Origin of the sequence: Agromyces soli, assembly GCF_022811605.1 — a bacterium.
In the GTDB taxonomy this organism is placed as follows: domain Bacteria; phylum Actinomycetota; class Actinomycetes; order Actinomycetales; family Microbacteriaceae; genus Agromyces; species Agromyces soli.
Map to the genome: position 1 here is coordinate 55042 of NZ_CP094533.1, position 26160 is coordinate 81201.

Sequence of the window (26160 nt, forward strand, 5' to 3'; positions counted from 1 at the left end):
CGCCGAGGCATCCGCCGTTTAGGCTGAACGCATGCGCAGCTACGCCGAACACCGTCGTGCGGTCACCGAGCTGCTCGCCCCGCTCGAGTCCCGGCTCGACGCCGAGCACGCGAACCTCTCCGGCGGCGACGCGCTCGGTCGCGTGCTGGCCGCCGACGTCGTCTGCCCGATCGAGCTGCCCGGCTTCGACAACTCGCAGATGGACGGCTACGCCCTCCGCGCCGCCGAGCTCGCCGGCGCCGCGCCCGGCTCCCCCGTGCGACTGCCGATCGGCCCGACGAGCGCCGCGGGCGACCACGTCTTCGAGCTCGCCCCTGGCACCGCCTCGCCCGTGATGACCGGCGCGCCCATCCCCCGCGGCGCGGACGCCGTCGTGCCCATCGAGGCCGCGGATCCACCATCCTTCATCGGCATCTCCGGCGCGCGCCACGACTCGCCCGTGCAGGAGACGGTCGGCTTCGCCGCGCCGGTCGAGCCCGGGGCCTTCGTCCGCCGGGCGGGCAGCGATGTCGCCGCGGGCGCGCTCCTGCTCGCCGCAGGCACCCGGCTCGGCCCGGCGCAGCTCGGCGCCCTCGCGGCCGCCGGCGTGACGGCGTTCCCGGTGCGGCGACGGCTGCGCGTGCTGCTCGTCTCGACCGGGCACGAGCTGCGACCCCCCGCGGCCGAGCTCCGGCCCGGCCAGATCCACGACGCCAACTCGACGATGCTCGGCGCAGCGCTGCGCGCCTGCGGCGCCGAGGTGGTCGAGGCGGTCTCCCCCGACGACGCCGCGTCCCTGCGCGAGGCCATCGCGGATGCCGCGGGCCGCGTCGACCTCGTCGTGACGAGCGGCGGCGTGAGCGAGGGCGCCTTCGAGGTCGTGCGGGAGGCGCTCGCCCCGCTCGGCGTCGCCTTCGAGAAGGTCGCGATCCAGCCCGGCGGCCCCCAGGGGCTCGGACTGGCGCGCTTCGACGACGAGGCCGCCCTCCCGGTCGTCGCCTTCCCTGGCAACCCGGTGAGCGCGCTCGTCTCCTTCGAGCTCTTCCTGCGACCCGTGCTGCGCCGCCTCGAGGGGCTCGCCCCCGACCGGCACCGGGCCACGCTCCCGCTCGCCCACGAGGTGGTGTCCCCGCTCGCGAAGCACCAGGTGCGCCGCGGCGTCGTCGACGGCGACGGCGCCGTCGAGGTCGGTGCACCCAGCTCGCACCTGCTGCACGCCTACGCGCAGGCGACCGTGCTCGTGCACCTGCCCGTGGGCGTCGACCGGCTCCCGGCCGGCGCGCCCGTCGACGTCTGGAGGATCGATGACTGACGAGACCGCTTCCGGCCTCACGCACCTGCGCGCCGACGGCTCGGCGCACATGGTCGACGTGACCGACAAGGCCGTCACCCGGCGCACCGCGAGCGCGCAGGCGGTGCTCGTCACCCGTGAGGACGTCGTCGCCCGCATCGCCGACGGCACCCTGCCGAAGGGCGAGGCGCTCGGCACCGCGCGCATCGCCGGCATCATGGCGGCGAAGCAGACCTCGGCACTCATCCCGCTGTGCCATCCGCTCCCCCTCACGAAGCTCGCCGTCGACTTCGAGCCGGCCGGCGACCGCGTGCGCGTCGTCGCCACGGCGACGACGAACGGCGTGACCGGCGTCGAGATGGAGGCGCTCACCGCCGCGAGCATCGCGGCCCTCACCCTCTACGACATGATCAAGGCCGTCGACCACGAGGCCGTCATCACCGACGTCTGCGTGCTCGCGAAGTCGGGCGGCAAGCGCGGCGAGTGGAGCCGCGCGTGAGCGCGGGCAGCCGGCACGGCGCGCACGCGGTCGTCATCGTCTCCTCCACGCGGGCCGCGGCCGGCGTCTACGAAGACCGCACCGGCCCGGTGATCGCCGAGTGGCTGCGCGAGCGCGGCTTCGCCGTCGAGGGGCCGGTCGTCGTCGCCGACGGTCCGGACTTCGCGATCGCCCTCGACACGGCGCTGGCGACGAGCCCGGCCGTCGTCGTCTCCACGGGCGGCACGGGCATCGCCCCCGGCGACACGGTGCCCGAGGCGACCGCCGCCGTGCTCGACCGCGAGCTGACCGGCTTCGCCGAGGAGCTCCGCCGCCGCGGCGCGGCCAGCACTCCGACGGCGCTGCTCAGCCGAGGACGCGCCGGCATCGCCGCCGGGGCGCTCGTGGTGAACCTGCCCGGCTCATCGGGCGGCGTGCGCGACGGGCTCGAACTGCTCGACGAGGTGCTCGACCACGTGCTCGACCAGCTCGCGGGCGGCGATCACCCCGCCTGAGGCGGGGCGGCGCCGGCCGAGGCATCCCGCCGTCGGTGCCAGCGCTGCCGCTCCTGCTCGAGCGGACGGGCGAGGATCGCCCACACGACGAGCGCGACCCCGACGCCGACGAGCGCTCCCGCGATCGTGTCGGTGAGCCAGTGCACCCCGAGGTAGGTACGGGTGAACGCCATCAGCAGCGTGTACGCGACGCCGAGCGCCCACACCCAGACCCGCGGCGCGATGATGCCGACGACCACGGCGATCGTCGCGGCGTTCGCCACATGCCCCGACGGGAATGAACCGAAATCGCTCGTGACCAGCATGTCCTCAGGCCGGGCGCGCCCGAACAGGTGCTTCAGCAGCTGCACCACGCCCGCGCTCGCCGCCGAGGCCAGCAGGAAGAACGCGGCACCCCAGGGTCTGCGGCAGAGCAGCAGCACGACCGCGCCGCCGAGGGGCACGACGAAGACGCCGATCGCGCCGCCGCCGAGGCGGTTCATCGTGAACGCGACGGCGTCGCCGAACGCGCCGCGCAGCTCGATCACCTCGCCGGCCCAGCTCTCGTCGACGCCGATGATGCCGTTGCGCACCGCGATCAGGCCGCCGAGGAGCACCGCCACCAACAGGACGCCGACCCCCGCGGCGACGATGACCCGCCGGTGCAGGCGGCGGGCCGCCGGGGCATCCGCCTGGTCCGTGCTGCGCAGCACCCCGGCCGGGCCGGGTCCGGGGTCGCTCGACTCGTCGTGGGCCATGCGCCCACGCTAGCCGCCCGGGCTCAGTCGCCGAGCGGCGGCACGCTGCGCGGGCGCACGAGCGCCCACAACGCGACGATCGCGACCAGGGCCGCCGCGGTCATCACGATCGCCATGGGCACGGCGCTGCCGACGCCCATCAGACCGATGAGCGGCGAGATGAGGCCGGCGAGCCCGAAGTTCAGCGCGCCGAGCAGCGAGGCCGCCGTGCCCGCCTCGTTGCCGTGCGAGGCGAGCGCGAGGATCTGCACCGCCGGGAACGAGAAGCCGCACGCCATGATGAACAGGAACAGCGGCACGATGGTGCCCCAGAGGCCGGCGCCGGTGAGGTCGAGCACCGCGATCGCGATGGCCGAGCCGAGCAGCACGAGCGTCGTCACCGCGAGGATCCACTGCGGTTGCACCCGGCCGCGCATGAGTCGCGAGCTCGTCTGCACGCCGATGATGATGCCGACCGAGTTCACGCCGAAGAGCAGCCCGTACTGCTGCGCCGTGAAGCCGTGCACCTCCTGGAACAGGAACGAGGAGGTCGAGAGGTAGCCGAACAGGCCCGTGAACACCATGCCGCCGACGAGCGCGGCGCCGAGATACACGCGGTCGCGGAACAGGGCGCGGTAGCGCTCGCGCATCGTCGAGTGCCCCGCGGCGTGGCGGCGCTGCTTCGGCAGCGTCTCGACGATGAGGAAGGCGACGCAGAGCACGACGACGACGCCGTAGGCGGCGAGCACCCAGAAGACGCCGCGCCAGTCCATCACCTGCAGCAGCTGCGAACCGATGACGGGCGCGAGCACCGGCGCGAGTCCGTTGACGAGCGCGAGGCGCGAGAGCATGCGCACGAGCGGCTTGCCGCCGAACAGGTCGCGCACCATCGCCATCGCGACGACGCCGCCGGCCGCCGCGCCGAAGCCCTGCAGCAGGCGGAACACCGCGAGCCAGGTGATGTCCGGCGCGAACGCGGCGCCGACCGAGGCCGCGATGTGCAGCAGGGTCGAGAGGATGAGCGGCAGCCGCCGACCGACCTTGTCGCTCCACGGCCCGACGATGAGCTGTCCGAAGCCGAAGCCGATCATCGTGCCGGTGAGCGTCAGCTGCACGGCCGCCGCGCCGACACCGAGCTCAGACTGCAGCACGGGGAACGCCGGCAGGTAGAGGTCGACGGTGAACGGCCCGAGCGCGGTGAGCGCGCCGAGCACGAGCACGTAGACGAGGCGCTGGCGGCGGCTCAGGCGGTCGCCGGGGTGCGCGCTGACGGAGGACACCGAGCCGGTGTCATCGGGGCGGATGATCGGGATGGAGGCGGTGGACATGGGCTCCCTGGACGGATGCGGCGGCTGGGCGCGGGCGGCGGTGCTGGATGGGCGGTGCTGGCCGGGCGGGCCGGGCGAGCCCGCCGGGATCGGATCCGGCGTGCCGGGCCCTGGGCTCGAATCGCGCACGGGTCGAGTGCCCGCGCCCGGGTCGCCGACGGCGTCCGCGGTATCGAATCGATTCGAGATCGTCCATGCTAGCGCATCCCCGCTCACAGAACTCAGGAACTTCCCCGGGCTGCCCGGCCCCTCCCCGCTCGCACAACTCAGGAACGCCCCCATCCGCCCGGCCCCTCCCGCTCGCACAACTCAGGAACCACCGGCCGCCGACCTGGGCTTTCGGCATCCACGCCGCCCGTATCCGCCAGATGTTCCTGAGTTCTGCAGGGCAGCCGGCGGGGGCGTTCCTGAGTTGTGATGGGCGGGGGGGGCAGCCGACGGGGGCGTTCCTGAGTTGTGGTGGGCGGGGCAGGGCAGCGGGGCGGGGGCGTTCCTGAGTTCTGTGCGGGGGCGAGGCGGCGGGCGGGGCGAGGCGGCGGCAGACCGGTGGCGCTCAGGCGGGGTGAGTAGGGTGGCGAACGTGTCGAGTGATTTCCGCGCCTTCCCCGCAGACCCCGCCACCGCTGCCCGCCTCGGCCGCCTCGGCCTCGACTACCGCGTGCTCTCCCCCGACGATCACGAGGCGCTCACCGCCTGGTCGCAGGCCGAGCACCGCGGCTTCCACCACCCCCGGCCGACGCCCGAGACCCTCGAGCGCGAAGGCGCCCTGCTGCAGGACCGCCGGGTGCAGGGCGTCTACGATCCCGGGCTCGGCGACGCCATCCCCGTCGCGACGGTCGCGAGCTGGCCGACGGGCCTCAGCGTCCCCGGCGGCCGCAGCGTCGACGGCTGGGCCGTCGCGGCCGTGACCGTCGCCCCGACGCACCGCCGCCGCGGCATCGCCAGAGCGATGATGCAGGCCGAGCTCGCGAACGCCGTCACCGCGGGCGCCGCCGTCGCGGTGCTCACCGCCACCGAGGCGACGCTCTACGGCCGCTACGGCTACGCGCCCGCCGCGCGCGCGGCGACCCTCGAGATCGATCGTCGCCGGGTCGAGTGGGCCGGCGCCGAGGCGCCGGGCCGGGTGCGCTTCGTCACGGATGCCGCGGGATTCCGCCGCACGGCCGGGCAGATCGTGCGCCGCCAGGTCGCCCGCACGCCCGGCGAGATCGACCGCTGGCCGGCGCTCGTCGATCGCGTGCTCGGCCTCGAGGACCCCGCCGGCGAGCCGGCCAGGGCGACCCGTGTCGCCCGCTACGACGACGAACGCGGGCAGGCGCACGGCTTCGTCTCTTACCGCATCGCGCGCGACGGCATGGGCGCGGGCGTCCTCGAGTTCGACTTCCTGGCCGCCGCGAGCGACGAGGCCGAGGCGGCGCTGTGGCGCTTCCTGCTCGAGCAGGACTTCGTGTCGACCGTGCGCGCCCGCCTCCGCTCCATCGACGAGCCGCTCCGCTGGCTCCTCGCCGACCAGCGGGCGATCACGACGACCATCGGCGATCACCTCTGGCTGCGCATCCTCGACCCCGTCGCCGCCCTCGAGGCGCGCCGCTACGAGGGCCCGGGCTCGCTCGTGCTCGAGCTCGACGACCCGCTCGGCCACGCGGCCGGCCGCTACGCGCTCGAGGTCTCGGCGCGCGGGGTCGCGGAGGTCCAGAGGCTCGACGGCGGAGCGGATGCCTCGTCGACGACCCGCGCGGCGACGGCGCCGACCCGCCGCTCGAAGCCCGCGCACGGCCTCCGGCTCGGTGTCGACGCCCTCGCCGCGATGTACCTCGGCGACGCCAGGGCGAGCCTGCTGGCCCGCGCCGGCCGCGTCGAGGAGACCGGGCCCGGCTCGCTCGCGGTCGCCGACCGCCTGTTCGCGACGAACCGCGCGCCCCGCCTCAGCATCTGGTTCTGACGCCGCCCCGGCGGGCGAGGACGCACCCGCCGCGGCGCTCGCCTCAGCGGGCGTCCTGGCGCGGGAAGACGACCTTCTCGAGGATGATGATGATCGACGCCGCGACCGGGATCGCGACGAGGGCGCCCAGCACCCCGCCGAGCGTGCCGCCCGCGACCGCCGCGATGACGACGAGGGCGCCGGGCACCGCGACCGCCTTGTTCATGATGCGCGGGCTGATGACGTAGGCCTCGACCTGCATGTACACGAGGTAGTAGATGGCGGCGGCGAGCGCCGTCACGGGCGAGGCCGCGAACGACACGAGCGAGATGATGACCGCGCCCGTGAGCGTGCCGATGAGGGGCACGAGCGAGCAGAGGAACGCGACGAAGGCGAGCAGGATCGGCGCCGGCGCCCCGATGATCGTGAGGTAGATGAGGCTGAGCACGCCGTTCACGGCACCGAGGGTGACCTGGCCGATGACGTAGCGGCCGACGGCGCCGGTGATGTCGCCGGCGACGTCGAGGTAGGCGCGGCGCGAGCTGGCCGGCACGAAACGGGCCGAGGCGCGCTTCATGGAGCGCAGCGAGGCGAGGAAGTAGAGGGTGAGGATGAGCACGATCGTCGCGCCCGTGAAGCCGCCCGCGATGCCCGCGCCGACGGCGAGGAGGCCGCCGCCGAGCGAGCCGATGTGCGCCGGATCGCTCAGCCAGTCGCCGATCGCCTGAATGGCCTGGTCGATCGAGTCGCCGCCCGTGAGTCCGTTGATCCAGCTCACGAGCTGGCTCTCGCGCACCGCGACGACGATGCGGTCCCAGTCGTTGACGATGCGGGTGCTCTCGGTGATGACGATCGGCACGATGGTCGCGATCAGACCGACGAAGAGTCCGATCACCACGGCGAAGACGATCAGGATCGCGGCCCAGCGGGGCAGGCCGCGCCGCTGCATCCAGCTGACCACCGGGTCCAGGCCGAGCGCCAGGAACAGCGCGAGCGCCACGTAGAGGATGACGGTGGAGAGCTGGCCGACGATGCCGCCGAGCGCGAGCGCGACGAGCACGCCCAGCGTCGCGGTGAAGCCGATCCGGAACGCGTTGACGCGGAACGACGGCAGCTCGACCACGTCGGCCGGCCTGCTCGTGGCGTCGCGCACGGTGGCCTCGGCCTTCGCCTGGCCGGAGGCCGATCGGGACTTCGACGGGATCCGCATGCTCCGACCGTAGCCGCGCCCGGCACGTCGCGGAAGGTCCCCCGCGGCGAGTTGACAGGCCGAATCTCCTGTGCTCGGAATGAACGGGCGCCGACCGCGTTGACCTCAGGGGGAAGTGCGCCCGTGGGCGACGCGCGCCCGCCGGAAGGAGCACCGTGACCGCAGAGACCGCCGTCGGATTCCGCTCGGAGCGGGGGCCCGTGCTCATCGCGCTCATGCTCGCGACGGGCCTCATCGCCATCGACTCGACGATCCTCGCGACCGCGGTGCCGTCGATCGTGCGCGACCTCGGCGGTTTCGCGCAGTTCCCGTGGCTGTTCTCCGTGTACCTCCTCGCCCAGGCCGTCTCGGTGCCGGTGTACGCGAAGCTCGCCGACACGGTGGGCCGCAAGCCGATCATGCTCGTCGGCATCGGCCTGTTCCTGCTCGGCTCGGTGCTCTGCGGCTTCGCCTGGGACATGACCTCGCTCATCGTCTTCCGTGCGGTGCAGGGCCTCGGGGCGGGCGCGGTGATGCCGGTCTCGATCACGATCACGGGCGACATCTACACGGTGCGCGAGCGCGCCAGGGTGCAGGGCTACATCGCGAGCGTCTGGGCCGCGTCCTCGGTGATCGGGCCGACGCTCGGCGGGCTGTTCGCCGGCTACCTCGACTGGCGCTGGATCTTCTTCATCAACATCCCGCTGTGCGTCATCGCCGCCGTCGTGCTGTGGCGCCGCTACCACGAGTCGCTCGGCCGCGAGAAGCACACGATCGACGTCAGCGGTTCGATCGTGCTCACGATCGGGCTCACGCTGCTCATCCTCGCCGTGCTCGAGGGCGGCCAGGCCTGGTCGTGGCTGTCCTGGCAGTCGCTCGGCGCCTTCGGCCTCGGTGCGGCCCTCATCGTCGCGTTCGTGTTCATCGAGCTGCGGGCGAAGGAGCCCGTGCTGCCGCTCTGGGTGTTCTCCCGCCGGCTCATCGTCACGACCTCGCTGATCTCGCTCGGCGTCGGCGCCGTGCTCATCGGGCTGACCTCCTACGTGCCGACGTTCCTCGAGGTGTCGGCGGGGTCGAGCCCGCTCATCGCCGGCCTCGCGGTCGCGGCGCTCACGCTCGGCTGGCCGATCTCGGCGTCCCAGTCGGGACGGCTGTACCTGCGCCTCGGGTTCCGCACCACGGCGCTCATCGGCCTCGCGATCGCGATCGCCGGGGCCGCGGCGCTCATCGCCGCGTCGTTCGTGCCGAACCCGTGGACGGCGGCCCTCGCCTGCTTCATCGTCGGCCTCGGCCTCGGCCTCGTCGCCTCGCCGACGCTCATCGCGGCGCAGTCCTCGGTGCCGTGGTCGGAGCGCGGTGTGGTGACGGGTGCGAACATGTTCCTCCGCTCGGTCGGCAGCGCCGTCGGCGTGGCGGTCTTCGGCGCGGTCGCGAACGGCGTGATCGAGCGCTCCGGGCTCGGCGACCATTCCCCCGTCGCGGTGCAGGGCGCCGCGACCGCGGTCTTCGTCGCCGTGATCGTCGCCGCGGCGGCGACGATCGTCGCGGCCCTGGTGATGCCCCGGGCGCGGGTGGAGGACGTCGAGCTCGCCCCGAGCGAGCCGTCCGCCGCCGGCTGAAGCGCGGGCGGCGCGGGCGGCGGCTACGCCCGCAGCTCGGGGAGGCGGATGCCGAAGCGCTCGCGCAGCGCGAGCCGGGCGGCGTACCAGCCGTTCATGCCGTGCACCGCGGGGCCCGGCGGCGTGGACGCCGAGCAGAGGTAGACGCCGTCGACGGGCGTCCGCCACGGCGTCCGCGAGACGACGGGACGCTTCACGAGCTGCGCGAGCGTCGTCGCCCCGCCGCTGAGGTCGCCGCCGACGAGGTTCGCATTGCCGCGCTCGAGATCGGCGGCCGTGCTCGCCGCAGCGCCGAGCACGAGGTCGCGGAACCCCGGCGCGAAGCGTTCCACCTCCGCCGTGATGAGCTCGGTGGCGTCGAAGGTCGAGCCGGCCGGCACGTGCGTGTACGCCCAGAGCACCTGCTTCCCGGCCGGCGCGCGGCTCGCGTCGAGCACGCTCGGCTGCGTGACGAGGACGAAGGGATGCCTCGGCGCACCGTCGGTGCCCGGCTGGCGCCCGGCGGCGACCGCCTGCTCGGCCGCGGCGATCTCGCTGCGCGTGCCGCCGAGGTGCACGGTCGGCGCGAGGCCGACCTCGGCCACCGCCCAGGGCACGGGCCCGTCGAGGGCGAAGTCGACCTTCGCCACCCCGCTGCCGTAGCGGTAGCGGCCGAGCGCCCGCACGTAGCGGCGCGGCAGTCGCGCCGTGCGCAGCAGTCCCGGGCCGGTGTCGAGGAGCACCGCCCGGCTCTGCCGCACCTCGGCGAGCTCGCGCACCCGGACGCCCGTCTCGATGCGGCCGCCGAGCCGGCGGAGTTCGGCGGCGAGCGCGTCGGCGATGCGCTGCGCCCCGCCCTCGGGGAATCCCCAGCCGCCGGCGTGGCCGTGCGCAGCGAGGAGCAGCCCCGCGCCCGCGGAGGCGAGGTTCGGCAGCCGCCCGGCGGCGTGCGCGATGACGCCGGTGAGCAGCGCCGGAGCGACCGGCCCGCTGAACCGCGAGCTCCACAGGCTCGTGCCCTGATCGACCGCCCTGGCGCCGAAGCGCAGCGCGGCGACGGGGTCCCGCGGCATCCGGAGCAGCTGCGAGCCCGTGAAGTCGACGACGCCCTCGATGCGCGAGACGAGGGGGCCGACGAGGCGACGCCAGTCGCCGCCGTCGGCGCCGAGCCCCACGACCGTGCGCTCGAGCTCGCGCCAGGCGAGCCCGGCGCCGCCGCCGGGCATGGGGTGCGCGTATGACAGCTCGGGGACGATCCAGCGCAGTCCGCGCGCGGCCCCGGTCTCGCCGAGCAGCCCGAGCTCGCGCAGCACGGGCGAGGCCAACGCGGCGGGATGCACCGCGGAGCCGACGTCGTGGCGGAACCCCGGCAGCGTGAGCTCGGCGGTGCGGGTGGCACCGCCGATCGTGTCCTCGGCCTCGAGCACGAGCACGTCGAGTCCTGCCCGAGCGGCCACGACGGCGGCGACGAGCCCGTTCGGCCCGCTGCCGACGACGGTGACGTCGCTCATCTCAGAACGCCGAGAGGTACTGCCAGGGCAGCCCGGTCATGACCAGCCGGTGCCGCGGACCGTCGAGGCCGGCGCCGTGCTCGGCGCCGTCGGAGGCGAGGTACGCGGCATCCTCCTGCCAGAGGAGCGTCGTGCCGGCCGCGTCGAAGCGACCCGCGAAACGGTGCAGCTCGCGCTGCCGGAACCGCGCGAGGGCGGCGTCGACGGAGGCCTCGGCGGCGAGCCCGTGCAGCGTCACCCAGGTCGGCGGCCAGAGCGTCATCGCTCCCGAGGCGTGCCGCTCGAGCGCCTCGGCCGGCCGGATCCAGGCGACGGCGACGAGCTCGTCCGGCGCGGGGCGCAGCTCGCCGTCGGGCATGCGGGCGGCGAAGAACGTCGTGACGAGCCGCTTCTGCGCGATCATCGGCGGCACCCAGTGCGAGAACGCGACGAGCTCGTCGGGGTCGACGTCGATGCCGATCTCCTCCCGCGTCTCGCGGACGGCGGCGCGGCGGGCGCTCTCGATGTCGTCGACGGCCTGGCCGTGCGCGTCGTCCGGGTCCACGGCGCCGCCGGGGAACACCCAGGCGCCGCGGAACGAGCCGCGGTCGTGCGGGCGTTCGGCGAGGAGCACCTCGAGCCCGAGCTCGCCGTCGCGCAGGAGCACGACGGTCGCGGCCGCGCCGAGGGCGGGCGGGGCAGGGGCCGACGGCGCAGCGGCCGGTGGGACGGCGGCAGCGGGCGGCGCTTCGGGCGGAGCGGTGCTGGCCGGCACCTGCTCGTTCAGGGCGTCCATGTCGACAGCCTATGCCCGCGCGCCGCGCGGGTACACTGCCTGCGTGAGCGAGCGGAACCGGACGGACGGCGAGCGGGCGAGCAGCGAGGCGACCATCGTGCTCGCGCCGAACCCCGGGCCGATGACCCTCGACGGAACGAACTCCTACGTGCTGCGCGCGCCCGGCTCGGCGAGCGCGGTGATCGTGGACCCGGGGCCCGACGACGCGGCGCACCTCGCTCGGCTCGCGGCGGCGGGCCCCGTCGAGCTCGTGCTCATCACGCACCACCACGCCGACCACGTCGCGGGCGCCCTGGGCTTCGCCGAGCTGGTCGGCGCGCCGATGCGGGCGTTCGACCCGGCCTACTGCGTCGGAGCGGCGCCGCTCGTCGACGGCGAGACGATGCGCGCGGCCGGCCTCGCGCTCGAGGTGCTGCACACCCCGGGCCACACCGCCGACTCCGCCTGCGTCGTCGTGCACGGCGAGGCGGGGCCCGCGGTGCTCACGGGCGACACGATCCTCGGCCGTGGCACGACGATCATCGCCGATCCCGACGGGGCGCTCGGCCCCTACCTCGCCTCGCTCGAGCGGCTGCGCGCGCTCGCGGGTGCGACGGATGCTCCGGTGCCGGTGCTGCCCGCCCACGGCCCGGTGCTGCCGGACCTCGCGGCGGTCTGCGACGCGTACCTCGCGCACCGCGCCGAGCGGCTGGACCAGGTGCGCGCGGCGCTCGCCGAGCTCGGCGCCGGCGCCTCCGCCGAGGCGGTCACCGATGCGGTCTATCACGACACGGATGCCTCGGTCCGCGAGGCGGCCGAGGCATCCGTCCGTGCGCAGCTCGCCTACCTTCGCCGCGAGCGGGGCTGAACCGCCTACTTGACGAGGGCGAAGCCCGCCGTCCAGGAGATGCGCTCCTGCACCGCGAGGGTGAGCTGGAGGAAGCCGATCGACTCGAGCTCGCGGGCCCGGGCGAGGCTGCCTGCGTCGACCGCCTCGAGGCCGCCGGCGCGCACGAGCTCGGCGAGCGCGGCCTTCGCCGACTCGTCGTCGCCGGCGATGAGCACCGTCGTGGGCACGGCGCCGCCGACGGTCTTCGAGGCGAGGGTGGCGGCGAAGTTCGTGTTGAACGCCTTCAGCACCTTCGAGTCGGGCAGGGCGGCGGCGAGCTCGGCCGCGGCGGAGCCGTCGGCCGGCACGACCAGGCGGTCGAAGGTCGAGAAGTCGAGGGGGTTCGTGAGGTCGACGACGATCTTGCCGGCGAGGGCGTCGCGGTGGCGCTCGACGATCTCGGCGAGCGAGGGGTAGGGCACGGCGAGCACGACGATCTCGCCGGTGATGGCGGTCGCGTCGCGGCCGATCACCTCGACCGAGTTGCCGCCCGCGGCGACGATCGCGCCGATCGCACTGCCCATGTTGCCGCTGCCGATGATGCTGACCGTGGTCATTGCCGTTCCTTCCGGGCGCCACTCGGACGCCATTAGTTGATCTGACAACCAACACCCTACGCGGATTCAGTTGTTGCGTCAACTATTGCGGTAGACTGAGCCCATGACCGACCCGACCCCCTGGCTCTCGCCCGAGGAATCCGCCGCCTGGGTGCGCCTCGTCGCGGTCGCCGAACTGCTGCCGAGCGCGCTCGACGCCCAGCTCGGCGCCGACGTCGGCCTCACCCACTTCGAGTACGTCACGCTCATGTCGCTCGCCGGCGCCCACGAGCGCACCATGCGCATGACCGCGCTCGCCGCACTCACGAACGCGACGCTCCCCCGGCTCTCGCACGTCATGCGCCGACTCGAGGCGCGCGGGCTCGTGCGCCGCTTCCCCTGCCCCGAAGACCGCCGGGCCACGAACGCCACGATCACCGACGCGGGCCTCGCCCTGATCGAGCAGGCCGCCCCGGGCCACGTGCGCGCCGTGCGCTCGAACGTGCTCGACGCCCTCAGCCCCACCCAGCTCGAGCAGCTCTACGAGATCGCCGGCGCCGTGCTCGGCAGGCTCGACCCCGAGGAACGGCTGAACGCCACCTCGTGCCAGTTCAGCGAGGGCCCGCGCACCCGCATCGCGTAGCCGGGCCCAGCCGGGGACGACGACGCCCGCCCCGGGACTGATCACCGGGGCGGGCGGTTCGTGGCGGTGCCGGCGGATCGCCGCTCAGCGCACCTCGTAGGTGAGGCAGTCGGCGTCGTCCGCACCGGCGCCGATGCGGACCGCCGGGGCGCTGCACTCGAGCTGATCGTTGTGGATGCACTCCGCACGCTGGCAGGCGCCGACGTGCGTGACGACCTTGTCGAGCCCGCCCTTCGCGCTCAGCGGGATGAAGGTCGCGCACTCGGCGTCGCCGACCGAGCCGCCGATGGTGACGGCCGCGGCGTGGCAGTGCGAGTGGTCGTTGTAGGAGCAGCCGGCCACCGAACACTCGGTGACGCGGGGCAGTTCGTCGAGGGTCATGCTCATGTCGGCCTCCGTCGTCTCGTTGCGGGCGATGCTACTCCGGCGACCACCGACCCGCCACGCATTGCGCGGTGTTTTTCCGCAGATCAGGCGAGATTTCTTGATTAGGATTGCCTCACCTTGCCCGCGGCGCGAGGATGGGGGCATGGATGCCGCCGACGCGCTCGACGAGATCGCCCTGCTGCTCGAACGGGAGCTGGCGAACCCGTTCAAGGCGAAGGCGTTCCGCCGGGCCTCGACCGCGATCGCCGGGCTCGACGCCGAGGAGCTCGCCCGCCGCATCGCCGACGGCTCCCTGCGCCGCACGAAGGGCATCGGCGACACGAGCTACACGGTCATCGCCGAGGCCGCCGAGGGGCGGGTGCCCGACTACCTCGCCGAGCTCCGCGCCAAACTCGGCGGCGGCGAGGCGGAGAGCCCGTTGCGCCGCGAGCTCCGCGGCGACCTGCACAGCCACACCGACTGGTCCGACGGCACGACGAGCCTGCCCGTCATGGCCGCCGCGGCTCGCGACGCCGGGCTCGAGTACCTCGTCGTCACCGACCACTCCCCCAGCCTCCGCGTCGCGAACGGGCTCAGCGCCGAGCGCCTCGAGACGCAGCTCGACCTCATCGAGGCCCTCGACACCGGGCACGGCGAGGGCGACGGCCTCGGCATCCGCCTCGTCCCGGGCATCGAGGTCGACATCCTCGCCGGCGGCGAGCTCGACCAGCGCGACGAGCTGCTCGCTCGGCTCGGCGTCGTCGTCGGGAGCGTCCACTCCAAGCTGCGGATGCCCGCCGCGGAGATGACGCCGCGGATGCTGCGCGCGATCGCGAACCCGCGGCTGAACGTGCTCGGCCACTGCACCGGTCGGCTCGTGCGGGGCTCTCGGGGGACGAGGCCGCAGTCCGAGTTCGACGCGCGGGCCGTGTTCGCCGCCTGCGCCGAGCACGGCGTCGCCGTGGAGATCAACTCCCGCCCGGAGCGCGAGGACCCGCCGGACGAGCTCATCGCGCTCGCGCTCGACGCCGGCTGCCTGTTCTCGATCGACAGCGACGCGCACGCGCCGGGGCACTTCGCGTTCCTCGGGCTCGGCGCCGCCCGCGCGGAACGCGCCGGCGTGCCCGCCGAGCGGATCGTGAACACCTGGCCGCTCGAGCGCCTGCTCGCCTGGGCGGCCGGCTCGGCCCCCGCCGGTCCGGCATGACGTCAGGATTTGCGGGTCGCGCGGGCGCCACACCCGCAGAAACTGACGTCTTGGCGCCCCCAGCGGGAGGGAGCGCGTTCAGGCCGGCGGCTGCTCCGGGTCGAGGCTCTCCAGCTGGTCCTCCTCGACGGCGTTGTCGGCCTCGAGCGCGTCGAGCTCCTCGCCCTCGTGCGGCTCGAGCTCCTGGGCATCCGGGTCGCGAGGGGCACCCGGGTCGCGAGGGTCATCCGTTCGGTTCATGCTGCCAGCGTGCCGCGCGCGTCGGCCCGCGGCAACGGGGTTGACGGATGGCGCGGCGCGCCGCCCCTGGTCAAGCGCCGGCCTCAGGAGCAGAATGGCGGCATCGACCCTGGGGAGGAACCATGACGATCGAAACGGTGCTCTGGACGGTCCTCGGACTCATCGCCCTCGTCGGCGGCGTGCTGCTGCTCAGCGCGCTCTGGTCGCTCGTGAAGGCGAAGGACTGACGCGCCCGGTCGCGGCCATCGCCCCCGGGATCGGGCGCGGACGGTCAGACGAGGGCGTCGGCGATCGGCGTCGAGCCGCGGTTGAAGCGGATCGTGCGGCCGATCGTCGCGGGCTGCGCGAGCGTCTCCGCGATCACGGCGGCGACGTCTGCGCGGTCGACCGCGCCGCTCTGCCCGGCCGTCGTGTCGATCAGGCCCGTGCCGGGGCCGTTCTCGAGCGTGCTCGGCCCGAGGATCGTCCACGCCAGCTCGCTGCCGGCGAGCTCCCGGTCGGCGGCCGCCTTCGCGGCCGCGTAGTGCCGGAACGGGCTCGTGTCGGGCTCGACCCGGTCGGGCGAGCCGAAGTACGACACCATCACGTAGCGGCGCACGCCGGCCTGCTCGGCGGCGTGCATCGAGCGGATCGCGGCATCGCGGTCGACGGCGTAGGTGCGCTCCGGGTTGCCGCCGCCCGCGCCGGCCGACCAGACGACGGCGTCGTGGCCGGCGATGAGCTCGGCGAGCCCGTCGACGTCGAGCTGCTCGACGTCGGCCAGCACGGCGTTCGCACCGGCGGCGCGCACCGCCTCGGCGTGCTCGGGATTGCGGATCACCGCGTCGACCTCGTCGCCGCGATCGGCGAGGAGGCGTTCGGTGAGGCGGGCGACCTTGCCGTGGCCGCCGATGATCAGGATGCGGGTCATGTCGGCTCCCTTCCCCCATCAACGCTAGCGCCCGACCCTGAACGGAGGACCGGATGCCGGTGACGAGCGCCGGGCTGCTGCTGCACCGCGAGCGAGGCGGTGAGCTCGAGGTCTTCCTCGGCCATATGGGCGGGCCCTACTGGGCGAAGAAGGATGCCGCGGCCTGGTCGATCCCGAAGGGCGAGCTCGATGCGGGCGAGGAGCCGCTCGCCGCGGCCCGGCGGGAGTTCGCCGAGGAGATCGGCGTGCCGGCGCCGGAGGGCGAGCCCGTCGACCTCGGCCCGGTCCGCTACGCCTCGGGCAAGACCGTGCACGTCTTCGCCCTCGCCGCCCCCGGCTTCGAGGTCGACTCGGTCGTCAGCGAGACGTTCGAGCTGGAGTGGCCCCCGCACTCGGGCCGGACGGTCGCGTTCCCCGAGGTGGACCGCGCCGAGTGGATGCCGCTCGGTCGCGCCGCCGAACGGCTCGTCGTCGGCCAGCGGCCGGCCCTCTCCGCGCTCGTCGCGACCCTCGGCGGGGCGGCGGGCGGCCGGGTCGGGGACGGCGGCAGCTGAGCCGCGGAACATGGCGTCACACGCCGGCGGGGCTGCGTATCCTGACGGAGCGCCCGCGCGGCGCGAGCGACGAGAGGACCGCATGACCCAGCCCCGAGCAGCCGACGCCGACGTCCGAGCCGAGACGGTGGCCGTGACCGCCGGGCGCCCGGCCCACGAGCCGGACGAACCGCTCAACACGCCGCTGCACCTCGCCTCCACCTACGTCGCCGGAGGGGCGCTCGAGTACGGCCGCTACGGCAACCCGAGCTGGGCGGCCTTCGAGGAGGCGCTCGGCGCGCTCGAGGGCGGGCGGGCGACGAGCTTCGCCTCCGGGATCGCCGCCGTCGACGCGGTGCTCGAGCTCGTGCCGGCCGGCGGCCTCGTCGTCGCGCCGCGGCACTCCTACACCGGCACCGTGCTGCAGCTCGACGCCCGGGTCGAGACCGGGCGCATCCGCGTCGCCTACGTCGACGTCACCGACACGACGGCCGTGACCGCCGCCTGCGAGGGCGCCGCGCTGCTCTGGTTCGAGTCGCCCACGAACCCCGCCCTCGAGCTCGGCGACGTGCCGGCGCTCGTCGCCGGGGCGCACGCGCACGGCGCGCTCGTCGCGATCGACAACACCTTCGCGACCCCGCTGCGCCAGCGCCCGATCGCCGACGGCGCCGACCTCGTCGTGCACTCCGCGACGAAGTACCTCTCCGGGCACAGCGACGTCATCATGGGCGCGGTCGTCACGAACGACGACGCGCTCGCCCAGCGGCTCGTCGACCGGCGCTCGCTCGGCGGGGCCATCCCCTCGGCCTTCGAGGCCTTCCTCGCGCTGCGCGGGCTGCGCACCCTGCACGTCCGCCTCGACCGGGCCGAGCGCAACGCACGCGACCTGGTCGAGCGGCTCGCCGGGCACCCCGGCCTCGAGGAGGTGCGCTATCCGGGCTTCGGTGCGGTGATCTCGCTCGTCGTGGCGGGCGGCGCCGAGGGCGCCGACCGCTTCGTCGCCGCGGCCCGGCTCTGGGTGCACGCCACGAGCCTCGGCGGGGTGGAGTCGACGCTCGAGCGCCGGCGCCGCTGGGCGGCCGAGGCCGACACGATCCCGGCGGGGCTCGTGCGCCTCTCGGTCGGCATCGAGCACGTCGACGACCTCGCCGCCGACCTGCTGCAGGCCCTCGACGCCGCGCGCTGACCCCCGGTCTTTCCCGACGTGCCCGACGTTCATGAACGTCGGGCAAGTCGAGAATGCAGCGCAGGGTCAGGCGGGCGAGACGCCCTCGTAGAGCAGGATCGGCAGCGCCCCGAGCGGGAAGGAGCGGGCCCGCACCCGGCGCACGTCCGCCGCGAGGAAGCCCGCCTCCGCGATCGCCCGCTCGGTGTCGCGGTCGAGATGGCAGCCGTGGCACCAGCGCACCGAGCTCGGTGTCGCGAGGCGCTGCACCGCGCGCTTCGCCGTGCCGCGGGGCGCCCCGACATGCTCGGCGAGGACGAGTCGACCGCCGGGCACGAGCACCCGGCGCAGCTCGGCGAGCGCGGCGGCCGGGTCCGGCACCGTGCAGAAGACGTAGCTCGCGATGACCGCGTCGAACGCGCCGTCGGGCACCGGGATCCGCTCGGCCGACGCGGCGAGCAGCGGCTGCTCGTGCCCCCACTCGCGCGCTCGGATCGCGAGCTCGGTGCGCCGCTCGGCATCGGGCTCGAGGCCCGTCCAGACCACGTCGAGCGCGAGCGCGCCGAAGTTCTCGCCCTCGCCCGCGCCGATCTCGAGCACCCGGCCGTGCACGCGGCCGAACCACTCGCGCTCGAGCTCGTCGAGGGCGTCGTCGTCGACGAGGGGCGGGCGTTCCTGCTGCGGCACCCGGCCATGCGACCACGCCCCGTCCGCCGCGTCAAGCCCGCCGCCCGTCGGCCTCACATCGCGCGCGTGCCGTCCGAGAGCATCGGCGAGATGAAGCCGATGAGATTGCGGTCCGGGTCGAGGATCGTCGCGGTGCGACCGACGCCGGCCATGTCCTCCGGCGGCAGCGCGTCGCTCCCGCCCAGGCCGAGCGCGCGACGGTAGGTCTCATCGACGTCGTCGACCGCGACCACGATGTTGCAGCCGTTCACGGGCGCGCCGACCTCGGGAGGCGGTCCCTGACGCTGGGCGAGTCCGCCGTTGATGCCGTGCCCGGCGGTGCCGTCGGTGTTGCCGATCGCCCCCTCGCCGGTGTCGATCATCCAGTACGGGAAGTCCCCGAACCGAGTGAACCGCCAACCGAACAGCTCGGAGTAGAAGTCGACGAGCCGCTGCGGCTCGCTCGCGTGGATCTCGAAGTGCACGACCAGGTCGGCCATGGTCTCCCCTTCACCGTGCGCCCGGGCGGGCGCGTGAGCGTACACCGACCGATCGGCCGGCCGACGCTCACGCTACGCCGACCGGGCCGCCGCCTCCACCCCTTCGCGCCTAGGCTTGGATCGTGCTGAGGGAGTTCGCCGCCGGGTTCGCGCTGCTCGGCCGCGGCTTCGGCTTCTGGCGCCGCCGCCCCGACGCGATGGCCCTCGGCCTCATCCCGGCCGCGGTCGCCTTCGTCGTGCTCGCCGCCGCGCTCACCGCCCTCGGACTCGCGCTGCCCGGCCTCGTCGACTGGGCGACCCCGTTCGCCGACGGCTGGCAGGAGGGCTGGCGCGCCCTGCTGCGGATCTCGCTCGGCGTCGTCGCCCTGGGCGCGGCGGCGGTGCTCGCCGCCGTCTCGTTCACGGCGCTCACGCTCGTCATCGGCGACCCGTTCTACGAGCGCATCTGGCGGCAGGTGGAGCGGGAACTCGGCTCACCGCCCGCGGGCGAGGGCGCGGGCTTCTGGCGCACGGTCGTGGATGCCGCGGCCCTCCTCGGCCTCGGCGTCCTCGCCGCGGCGGCGACCGCCGTCGCCGGCTTCGTGCCCCTGGTCGGCACGGCGTTCGCGGCGGTGCTCGGGGTGGTGCTCACCGGGCGCCTGCTCGCCCGCGAGCTGATGGGGCGGGCGTTCGACGCGCGGGCGATCGACCCGGCGGTGCGGCGCGAGCTGCTCGCGGCTTCGCGCTGGCGGGTGCTCGGCTTCGGCGTGGCGACGCAGCTCTGCTTCCTCGTGCCGCTCGGGGCGGTGGCGACGATGCCGGCCGCGGTCGCCGGGGCGACGATGCTCGCTCGGGACGTGCTGGAGCGGGGCGAGCCTCAGCGGGCGCGCCAGTAGCCGCAGAAGTCGACGTTCGTCTTCGGCACGCCGCGCTCGCCGACGAGGTGCCGCCTGGCGCCCGTCGCGAGCTTCGACTCCCCCGCGGCGAAGGCCGAGACGTCCGCGCCGATCGGCGGCAGCTCCCGGAGCGCCGTGAGCGCGGCGGCCCCGATTGGCTCGCCCGGGCGCCGGGCGACCCAGTGCAGCGCGACGCCGTCCGGCGTCGGCCCGTCCTGCACGTCGGCGAGCTCGGGCACCTCGACGATGGCGTGCCCGCGCGCCTCGCGAGGGAGGTCGCGGAGGATGCCGAGCACCGCCGGGAGCGCGCTCTCGTCACCGACGAGCACGACCTCGTCGGCGTCGCCGTGGCGGTAGCCGCAGCCCTGGTCGATGAGGCCGACGCTCGCCCCGAGCGGCAGCGAGCCGGCCCACGGCCCGGCCACGCCGTCGTCGCCGTGCACGACGAAGTCGATGTCGAGCTCGCGGAGCTCGGGGCGGAACTGCCGCACCGTGTAGTTGCGGATGACGGGCCTGGTCGATTTCGGCAGCGTCAGGTACTTGAGGTACCCGCTCATGTTGAAGGTGTCGGCGAGGTTGTCGAAGCGGGTGTCGTCGTTCGTCGGCACGGCGAGCCGGAACCACTGATCGAAGCCCAGGTGACGCCACTCGGCGAGCGCCTCGCCCGCGACGGTGAGGCGGACGAAGTGCGGCGAGATGCGGTGCGCCGCGGTGACCTCGGCCTGGACGACGCCGAGCTCGGAATGGGTGACGGCGATGTTGCTGGATGCCACGGAGTGCTCCTGCCAGGGGCGATTTGAGTTAGGTAATGCTTACCTTATCTGGCTCGGCGGCAACACGCCACGGTCGGTCGTGCCATCCGTCCCGCTGCGGCTGGCCGCGTCGGCCGACGCCCGCGAGCATGGCGGCATGGGCATCATCTCGGCTGACGTGTTCCTCACCCTCGACGGCGTCTACCAGGCGCCCGGCGGTCCCGACGAGGACCCCTCCGGCGGCTTCCCCTTCGGCGGCTGGCAGGGCGCCTACTGGAGCGACGAGGGCGGCGAGGTCGTCGGCGCCGACCTCGAACGCCTCGACGCGCTCCTCCTCGGCCGCCGCACCTACGACATCTTCGCCGCCTACTGGCCGCAGCAGGACGACGAGATCGGCGCGAAGTTCAACGCCGTGCCGAAGTTCGTCGCCTCGCGCACGATCGGCGACCCCGACTGGGCGGGCACCGCCGTCGTGCGGGACCCGGCCGCCGAACTCACCGAGGTGAAGGCCCGCTTCGAGGAGATCCACGTCATCGGCAGCGGCGAGCTCACCCGGGCGCTCATCGCCGCGGACCTCCTCGACCGGCTGCACCTTTACGTGTACCCGATCGTGCTCGGCCGCGGGCGGCGGCTCTTCGACGGCGTCGTGCCGGCCGCGTTCCGGCTGAGCGAGCCGGCGCGGACCCTGCCCGAGGGCGCCGTGTCGCTCGTCTACGAGCGTGCGGGCGTCCCGGTCACCGGCATCGACATCGGCGAGCTCGACGGCTGAGCCGGTCAGACCCGGCGGCGGCGGATCACCGCGGCCCGCGCGATCGCGCCGGCGAGCAGCAGCCCGACGGCGGGCAGCAGCAGCCAGCCCTCCCAGCCCGTCCCGGCGAGGTCGCCGTCCGGCGACGGCGACGGCCCCGGGCCAGGCGGTTCGGGCGTCGGAGTCGGCGGCACCGGCAGCCGCCAGACGGCGTAGAGCACGAGGTCGCCCGTGATCGTGCCGACGACGAGCCGCGCGTAGGCCGGGTCGGGGGCGGTCGCCCGCGGATCGGTCGACCAGCCGAGGAAGCCCGCACCGGGCGGGCCGGCGAACGCGAGGTCCGCGGCATCCGGGTAGGTGATCTTCGCGCCGCCGACCGCGTCCCACTCGATCTCGAAGCCGAAGCCGCCGTTCTCCTCGAAGGTCACGGTGTAGGCGGGGTCGGGGGCGGCGTACACCGCCTCGAGCGCCGCGTCGCCGGAGATCGGCAGCGTCTGGCCCCGCTGGTAGAGCCCGTCGCTCGGGCCGAGGCCCGAGGCATCCGGGGCGGGGCCCTGCAGCTGCCAACCGACGAACACCGCGTCGCCGCGGCGCAGCCCCTCGCCGCCGGCGACGATCGCGCTCGTGCCCGCGTCGTAGCGCCACGGGTCGCTCGGAACGGTGCCGGCCGTCGCGCCCGCCCCGTCGTACCTCACGGCGAAGGGCGAGCCGGGCGGCTGCAGCCAGCGCGCGTACAGGGCGAGATCGGAGCCCACCGTCGACGACCAGTCGTACGGCAGGAAGTAGCCCTCGGCGGTGCGCACGTACCAGCCGGCGAAGGTGGTGCCGTCGGGCCGGTCCGGCAGCGGGCCCGGGTCGCTCGCGCGGCCCTGGTCGGCGACGAGCTGGGTGAGCTCGTCGATCGGGTCCGCCGCCTGCGCGTCGGCGTAGAACTCGACCGTGTGCGGGTTCGTCAGCCACTTCGCGAACAGCGCGAGGTTGCTCGCGGGCATCGTCGCGCCCGCGAAGTCGAAGGGCTCGAGGAACGAGGAGTCCGTGTACCAGCCCTGGAAGACGTCGTCCCCGCGCACCGGGTCGGCGGGGGCGAGCCCGTCGAGCGGGGCCTGGTAGCGGGCCGTCGCCGGGTCGACCGGGCTGCCGCCGCCGGTGTCGAAGCTCAGCGTGTAGGCCTTGCGGCTGTAGAAGAAGAAGCGGTGCTCCTCGTTGGAGTTGCCCGTGTCGTTCAGTTGGTAGAACAGGCTGCGCGCGGTGTCGTACTGGAAGCAGTTGCCGATGTTGCCCGGCCCGTCGCCGTAGCCCACGTACGATTCGAAGCCGTCGATCACGCCGGTGACCTGGCGGTCGCAGTCCTGCGCCCAGTACCACTTCTGGCTGAAGTCGTCCATGACCTGCGCCGCCGGCGGGATCGCGACGAGCACACTCGTGCGGTTGTTCGCGTACAGCGTGTCGACCCGCAGCGGGGAGTTCGGCGTGCCATCCGGGCCGTAGACGACGTCGGTGGCGGGCTTCGACTGATCGAGGGCCTCGACGTAGAGGTGCTGCTCGGTGAGGTGCTGCGTGCTCGACTGGATCCAGCGGCTCGTCATCCGCGTCGTCTTGGCGGTGCGGTTCACGCTGCCGGCGTCGGCGTTGGCGCCGGTCTGCGCGGCCTGGAAGACGGTCGGGTTCGCCTGCTGCGCTCCCCACCCGCGGATCAGGCAGGCGGTCGCCGGGTTCGCGGGGTCAGGGACGTAGCTGGCCGTGATCAGCTGTTCGCTGCCGTCGTCGGAGAGCACCATGGGGGCGACGTCGAGGGCGTGGATGTCGAGGCCGATCTTCACCCGGATCGAATAGGTGCCGAGCTGCGCGGCCGAAGGCGGCGGCGCAGGGCTGGCGTACACCGTCGCGCCGCCGACGGTCATCGTGACGTCGTACTGGCCGAGGCCCGTGCAGCGGGCGCCCTCGGCCGCGCCCGGCGCCCGCAGCAGGTAGTCGAGCCGCCAGAGCGAGCGGGTCAGGTAGACGTTCACCACCGTCGAGCCGTCGCCGGCGACGACGACGTCCTGCTCGCTGATCGCGAGGTCGGCGAAGAGCAGCGGGTCGGGCTGCACCACGGCGGGGTCGAGCTGTTCGCGCACCAGCAGGGCGATGCCGGCGGGGATCTGGCTCTTCGCGGTCGGCCCGCCGACCGTCGAGCCCGCGGTCGCCGTGCCCGGCGTCTCGCCGAGGAAGCGGTACGTGGCCCGGTCGGCGAGCTGCGCCGGGCTGAGCGCCCCCACGGTGTCGTCCCAGGCGGGCGGCGCGCCCGTGCCCGGCGTGAACGCCGCGGCGGGGTAGGCGTCGGGCACGATGTTCGGCTTCTCGAGCCAGTACGCGACCTGATAGCCGACGTCCTGGCCGGTCCAGCCCGCGTAGAGCGTCGCGGTGCCCGTGATCGGCAGCGTCGGGGGCACGGTCGCCGCCTCGTCGGCGAACCAGCCGGTGAAGTCGTAGCCGGTGCGGCTCGGCTCGGGGACCGCGTCGAGCATCGCCTGCGTGAACTCGGTGTCCGGCTCGACGACGAACACCGGCGGCACGCTGCTGCCGCCCGTCACGAAGGAGACGCCGAAGCCGTCGACGATGCGCGGCGCCAGCACGAGGTTCTCGGTGACCGGGAGGCTGAAGTCGTACGGGGTCTGCGAGGCATCGCCCGCGAGATACCACTCCCCCGTGAAGACGGTGCCGTCCGGCAGCTCGGGCACGTCCGGGCTCACCTCGCCGAGGGGGTCGCCGTCGGCCCGCTGCACGGTCTCGAGCACGTGCGGCGTGCCGCCTGGGCCGCCGGCCTCCGGGGCGAGGAACTGCACGATGCGGGCATCGCTGAAGCGGGCGACGACGGTGAGGTCGCTTGTCACCGCCGTGCCGTCGAAGCTGAACTCGACGTCGCCGTCGTCGACGAACCAGCCCACGAAGACGAGCCCGTCCCGCTCGGGGGCCGGCTGCCGGGCGACGTGGCCGCCCTCGGCCACCTCGACCTCGGCCACGCTCGCCCCGTCGACGACGAAGTCCACGGTTCGGGTGCCCCAGATGCCCGGCGTCGAGGCATCGCCCACCGGGGCCGACGACGGCGCCGCCAGCGCGGTCTCGACCCCCTGCCCGACGGCGAGCGGCGCGAGGAGCCCGACGACCGCGACGAGGGCCGCGGCGAACGCGTGGACGGGGTGCCGGAGCGGCGCGCTGCGCCCAGCTCCGCGCCCGGTCGACGTGCGCGCCATCTGCTCTCCCCCCGGAGTGCGGTCTGCCCGCCATCCTGACCGACCGGCACGCCGGGCGCAAGGGTGGTCGCGGCGCCCCGGCTCAGCCGGCGGGGGGAAGCAGCGCCCGCAACGTCTGGATCGTGTCGGCCTCGGCGACCGGCTTGTCGTCGCGGTAGCGCTTGACGCGGGCGAAGCGGAGCGCGACCCCGCCGGGATAGCGGCTCGAGCGCTGCACGCCGTCGATCGCGATCTCGACGACGAGCTCGGGGCGGATGAAGACCGCCTGCGCGGTGCGGTGCTGCTCGAGCTCGGGGAACCGTTCGGTCTGCCAGGCGAGCAGGGCGTCGGTGAGCCCCTTGAAGGTCTTGCCGACCATGACGAGGCCGCCCGGTTCGCCGAACTCCCCCTCGGGGTCGAGCGCGCCGAGGTGCAGGTTCGAGAGCAGTCCCGTGCGTCGCCCGTAGCCCCACTCGGCGCCGAGCACCACGAGGTCGTAGGTGTAGACGGGCTTCACCTTGACCCAGCTCGCGCCGCGCCGCCCCGCCGCGTAGGGCGAGTCGATCGCCTTCACGACGACGCCCTCGTGCCCGGCGGCGAGCGCCTCGCGGGACACCCGCTCGGCGACCTCGGGCTCGGCGGTGACCTCGCCGGGGATGGTCAGCTCGCCCGCGACGCGGCGCAGTTCGGCGCGGCGCACGGCGAGCGGCTCGTCGATGAGGTCGCGACCGTCGACGTGCAGCACGTCGAAGAACCACGGCCGCAGGAGGGTCTCGCGCGCCGACTCGGCACCGAAGCGCGACATGGTCTCCTGGAAGGGCCGCGGGGCGTCGTGCTCGTCGAGCGCGAGGGTCTCGCCGTCGAGGATGACGTCACGCACGGGCAGCGCGAGTGCGGCCTCGACGACCTCGGGCACCCGGTCGGTGATCTCGGCGAGGCTGCGCGTGAACACCCGCACCTCGTCGCCGGAGCGGTGCACCTGGATGCGGGCGCCGTCGAGCTTGAACTCGACGGATGCCTCGCCGGTGCCGGCGACCGCCTCGCCCGCGGTGGCGGCCGTGGCGGCCAGCATCGGCAGCACCGGACGACCGACGACGAGGCCCACCTCGGCGAGCGCGCCGGGCGCCCCGTGCAGCGCGAGCCGGGCGGTCTCGCCGAGCTCGCCGGAGAGCATCGCCGCGCGGCGCACCTCGGCCGTCGGGCGGCCCGCGGCCTCGGCGACGGCGTCGAGCAGCACCCCCTCGAGGGCGCCGGTGCGCACCTCGCCGAGCAGCACCCCGCCGAGGAAGCGCTGCTCGGTTTCGGTGGCACGGCCGGTGAGCTCGCGCAGCAGCGCCGTGCGCTCGGCCGCGGACCCCGGCCCGCCGAGCGCGGCGAGCCGGTCGAACGCGTCGTCGAGCTCGGCGAGGCTCAGCGTGGACTCGGCGGCGGGCGGGGCGCTCGCCGACTGCCAGCCCCGCCAGCCGACCCCGATGCGCCCCTGCCGCAGCCGCCCGAGCAGGATGCCGACGGCGGGCACGACCTCGTCTTCGGGCAGTCGCCGGAGCAGTGCGGCGAGCGCGGCGCGCTTGGCGAGCCGGGAGCGGGTGGCACCCACCGCCTCGGTCGTCTCGACGAGTTCCGCGAGCAGCATGCGCC

Annotated in this window: 26 protein-coding genes; 12 read left to right on the forward strand and 14 right to left on the reverse strand. The window is 74.5% G+C overall.

Annotated elements, in window-relative coordinates; genetic code table 11:
* Positions 1 to 31: 31 nt before the first annotated feature.
* The 3 genes from MTP13_RS00255 to MTP13_RS00265 are packed head-to-tail and all read left to right on the forward strand — an operon-like array spanning position 32 to position 2263.
* A complete protein-coding gene (locus MTP13_RS00255; RefSeq protein ID WP_243569077.1) occupies positions 32 to 1291 on the forward strand; it encodes a molybdopterin molybdotransferase MoeA in 1260 nt (419 codons plus the stop codon).
* Positions 1284 to 1769 carry a cyclic pyranopterin monophosphate synthase MoaC gene (gene moaC, locus MTP13_RS00260; protein ID WP_243569078.1) on the forward strand — a complete coding sequence of 162 codons (486 nt, stop codon included), beginning with the start codon at positions 1284 to 1286 and terminating at the stop codon, positions 1767 to 1769. Before MTP13_RS00255 ends, moaC begins: the two co-directional genes overlap by 8 nt.
* Complete coding sequence (locus tag MTP13_RS00265; protein ID WP_243569079.1) at positions 1766 to 2263, forward strand: MogA/MoaB family molybdenum cofactor biosynthesis protein; 498 nt, start codon at positions 1766 to 1768, stop codon at positions 2261 to 2263. The genes moaC and MTP13_RS00265 overlap by 4 nt, the downstream gene beginning before the upstream one ends.
* On the opposite strand, the gene MTP13_RS00270 is transcribed toward MTP13_RS00265, so the two are convergent.
* Positions 2251 to 3000 (reverse strand): phosphatase PAP2 family protein, encoded by a 750-nt coding sequence (locus MTP13_RS00270; RefSeq protein ID WP_243569080.1) that lies wholly within the window; start codon positions 2998 to 3000, stop codon positions 2251 to 2253. The genes MTP13_RS00265 and MTP13_RS00270 overlap by 13 nt on opposite strands.
* A gap of 23 nt (positions 3001 to 3023) precedes the next feature.
* Positions 3024 to 4307 carry a multidrug effflux MFS transporter gene (locus tag MTP13_RS00275; RefSeq protein ID WP_243569081.1) on the reverse strand — a complete coding sequence of 428 codons (1284 nt, stop codon included), beginning with the start codon at positions 4305 to 4307 and terminating at the stop codon, positions 3024 to 3026.
* Positions 4308 to 4887: 580 nt separating this feature from the next.
* Between MTP13_RS00275 and MTP13_RS00280 the strand changes: the two genes are divergently transcribed.
* A complete protein-coding gene (locus MTP13_RS00280) occupies positions 4888 to 6249 on the forward strand; it encodes a GNAT family N-acetyltransferase (RefSeq protein WP_243569082.1) in 1362 nt (453 codons plus the stop codon).
* A gap of 43 nt (positions 6250 to 6292) precedes the next feature.
* On the opposite strand, the gene MTP13_RS00285 is transcribed toward MTP13_RS00280, so the two are convergent.
* A complete protein-coding gene (locus tag MTP13_RS00285) occupies positions 6293 to 7438 on the reverse strand; it encodes an AI-2E family transporter (protein WP_243569083.1) in 1146 nt (381 codons plus the stop codon).
* 155 nt (positions 7439 to 7593) lie between these two features.
* On the opposite strand from MTP13_RS00285, the gene MTP13_RS00290 reads away from it, so the two are divergent.
* The gene (locus tag MTP13_RS00290) at positions 7594 to 9036 is read left to right on the forward strand and encodes an MDR family MFS transporter (protein ID WP_481158101.1); all 1443 of its coding nucleotides are present in this window, start codon (positions 7594 to 7596) and stop codon (positions 9034 to 9036) included.
* Between the two features lie 23 nt (positions 9037 to 9059).
* Here the strand turns inward: MTP13_RS00290 and MTP13_RS00295 are convergent, their stop codons facing one another.
* Together MTP13_RS00295 and MTP13_RS00300 are read right to left on the reverse strand one after the other, a co-directional pair.
* The gene (locus MTP13_RS00295; protein WP_243569084.1) at positions 9060 to 10526 is read right to left on the reverse strand and encodes a phytoene desaturase family protein; all 1467 of its coding nucleotides are present in this window, start codon (positions 10524 to 10526) and stop codon (positions 9060 to 9062) included.
* A gap of 1 nt (position 10527) precedes the next feature.
* Positions 10528 to 11301: an NUDIX hydrolase gene (locus tag MTP13_RS00300; RefSeq protein WP_243569085.1), complete on the reverse strand. Its 774-nt coding sequence runs from the start codon at positions 11299 to 11301 to the stop codon at positions 10528 to 10530.
* 121 nt (positions 11302 to 11422) lie between these two features.
* Between MTP13_RS00300 and MTP13_RS00305 the strand changes: the two genes are divergently transcribed.
* The gene (locus MTP13_RS00305; RefSeq protein WP_243570894.1) at positions 11423 to 12148 is read left to right on the forward strand and encodes an MBL fold metallo-hydrolase; all 726 of its coding nucleotides are present in this window, start codon (positions 11423 to 11425) and stop codon (positions 12146 to 12148) included.
* Between the two features lie 5 nt (positions 12149 to 12153).
* Here MTP13_RS00305 and MTP13_RS00310 read toward each other — a convergent pair whose 3' ends face one another.
* Positions 12154 to 12726 carry an NADPH-dependent F420 reductase gene (locus tag MTP13_RS00310; protein ID WP_243569086.1) on the reverse strand — a complete coding sequence of 191 codons (573 nt, stop codon included), beginning with the start codon at positions 12724 to 12726 and terminating at the stop codon, positions 12154 to 12156.
* A gap of 103 nt (positions 12727 to 12829) precedes the next feature.
* Between MTP13_RS00310 and MTP13_RS00315 the strand changes: the two genes are divergently transcribed.
* Positions 12830 to 13348 (forward strand): MarR family winged helix-turn-helix transcriptional regulator, encoded by a 519-nt coding sequence (locus MTP13_RS00315; RefSeq protein ID WP_243569087.1) that lies wholly within the window; start codon positions 12830 to 12832, stop codon positions 13346 to 13348.
* 84 nt (positions 13349 to 13432) lie between these two features.
* Here the strand turns inward: MTP13_RS00315 and MTP13_RS00320 are convergent, their stop codons facing one another.
* On the reverse strand, positions 13433 to 13735 hold the full coding sequence (locus MTP13_RS00320; protein WP_243569088.1) for a DUF1540 domain-containing protein: 303 nt from the start codon (positions 13733 to 13735) through the stop codon (positions 13433 to 13435).
* A 142-nt stretch (positions 13736 to 13877) separates the two neighbouring features.
* Between MTP13_RS00320 and MTP13_RS00325 the strand changes: the two genes are divergently transcribed.
* Positions 13878 to 14921: a PHP domain-containing protein gene (locus MTP13_RS00325; RefSeq protein WP_243569089.1), complete on the forward strand. Its 1044-nt coding sequence runs from the start codon at positions 13878 to 13880 to the stop codon at positions 14919 to 14921.
* Between the two features lie 78 nt (positions 14922 to 14999).
* Here MTP13_RS00325 and MTP13_RS00330 read toward each other — a convergent pair whose 3' ends face one another.
* Positions 15000 to 15161 carry a hypothetical protein gene (locus MTP13_RS00330; RefSeq protein ID WP_243569090.1) on the reverse strand — a complete coding sequence of 54 codons (162 nt, stop codon included), beginning with the start codon at positions 15159 to 15161 and terminating at the stop codon, positions 15000 to 15002.
* A 271-nt stretch (positions 15162 to 15432) separates the two neighbouring features.
* The gene (locus tag MTP13_RS00335) at positions 15433 to 16071 is read right to left on the reverse strand and encodes an SDR family oxidoreductase (RefSeq protein ID WP_243569091.1); all 639 of its coding nucleotides are present in this window, start codon (positions 16069 to 16071) and stop codon (positions 15433 to 15435) included.
* A 53-nt stretch (positions 16072 to 16124) separates the two neighbouring features.
* Between MTP13_RS00335 and MTP13_RS00340 the strand changes: the two genes are divergently transcribed.
* Both MTP13_RS00340 and MTP13_RS00345 read left to right on the forward strand, forming a co-directional pair.
* A complete protein-coding gene (locus MTP13_RS00340) occupies positions 16125 to 16625 on the forward strand; it encodes an NUDIX hydrolase (protein ID WP_243569092.1) in 501 nt (166 codons plus the stop codon).
* Between the two features lie 82 nt (positions 16626 to 16707).
* Positions 16708 to 17790: a trans-sulfuration enzyme family protein gene (locus tag MTP13_RS00345; protein WP_243569093.1), complete on the forward strand. Its 1083-nt coding sequence runs from the start codon at positions 16708 to 16710 to the stop codon at positions 17788 to 17790.
* Positions 17791 to 17856: 66 nt separating this feature from the next.
* Here the strand turns inward: MTP13_RS00345 and MTP13_RS00350 are convergent, their stop codons facing one another.
* Together MTP13_RS00350 and MTP13_RS00355 are read right to left on the reverse strand one after the other, a co-directional pair.
* Entirely contained in the window at positions 17857 to 18456 is a 600-nt protein-coding gene (locus MTP13_RS00350) for a class I SAM-dependent methyltransferase (protein ID WP_243569094.1), read from the reverse strand.
* 53 nt (positions 18457 to 18509) lie between these two features.
* The gene (locus MTP13_RS00355) at positions 18510 to 18935 is read right to left on the reverse strand and encodes a VOC family protein (RefSeq protein WP_243569095.1); all 426 of its coding nucleotides are present in this window, start codon (positions 18933 to 18935) and stop codon (positions 18510 to 18512) included.
* A gap of 122 nt (positions 18936 to 19057) precedes the next feature.
* On the opposite strand from MTP13_RS00355, the gene MTP13_RS00360 reads away from it, so the two are divergent.
* Positions 19058 to 19810 carry an EI24 domain-containing protein gene (locus tag MTP13_RS00360; RefSeq protein ID WP_243569096.1) on the forward strand — a complete coding sequence of 251 codons (753 nt, stop codon included), beginning with the start codon at positions 19058 to 19060 and terminating at the stop codon, positions 19808 to 19810.
* Here MTP13_RS00360 and MTP13_RS00365 read toward each other — a convergent pair.
* Positions 19792 to 20583 (reverse strand): siderophore-interacting protein, encoded by a 792-nt coding sequence (locus MTP13_RS00365; RefSeq protein ID WP_243569097.1) that lies wholly within the window; start codon positions 20581 to 20583, stop codon positions 19792 to 19794. The genes MTP13_RS00360 and MTP13_RS00365 overlap by 19 nt on opposite strands.
* A gap of 136 nt (positions 20584 to 20719) precedes the next feature.
* On the opposite strand from MTP13_RS00365, the gene MTP13_RS00370 reads away from it, so the two are divergent.
* Complete coding sequence (locus MTP13_RS00370) at positions 20720 to 21331, forward strand: dihydrofolate reductase family protein (protein ID WP_243569098.1); 612 nt, start codon at positions 20720 to 20722, stop codon at positions 21329 to 21331.
* Positions 21332 to 21336: 5 nt separating this feature from the next.
* On the opposite strand, the gene MTP13_RS00375 is transcribed toward MTP13_RS00370, so the two are convergent.
* Positions 21337 to 24543 (reverse strand): InlB B-repeat-containing protein, encoded by a 3207-nt coding sequence (locus MTP13_RS00375; protein WP_243569099.1) that lies wholly within the window; start codon positions 24541 to 24543, stop codon positions 21337 to 21339.
* Positions 24544 to 24625: 82 nt separating this feature from the next.
* The gene (locus MTP13_RS00380) at positions 24626 to 26155 is read right to left on the reverse strand and encodes an ATP-dependent DNA ligase (RefSeq protein ID WP_243569100.1); all 1530 of its coding nucleotides are present in this window, start codon (positions 26153 to 26155) and stop codon (positions 24626 to 24628) included.
* Positions 26156 to 26160: the final 5 nt, after the last annotated feature.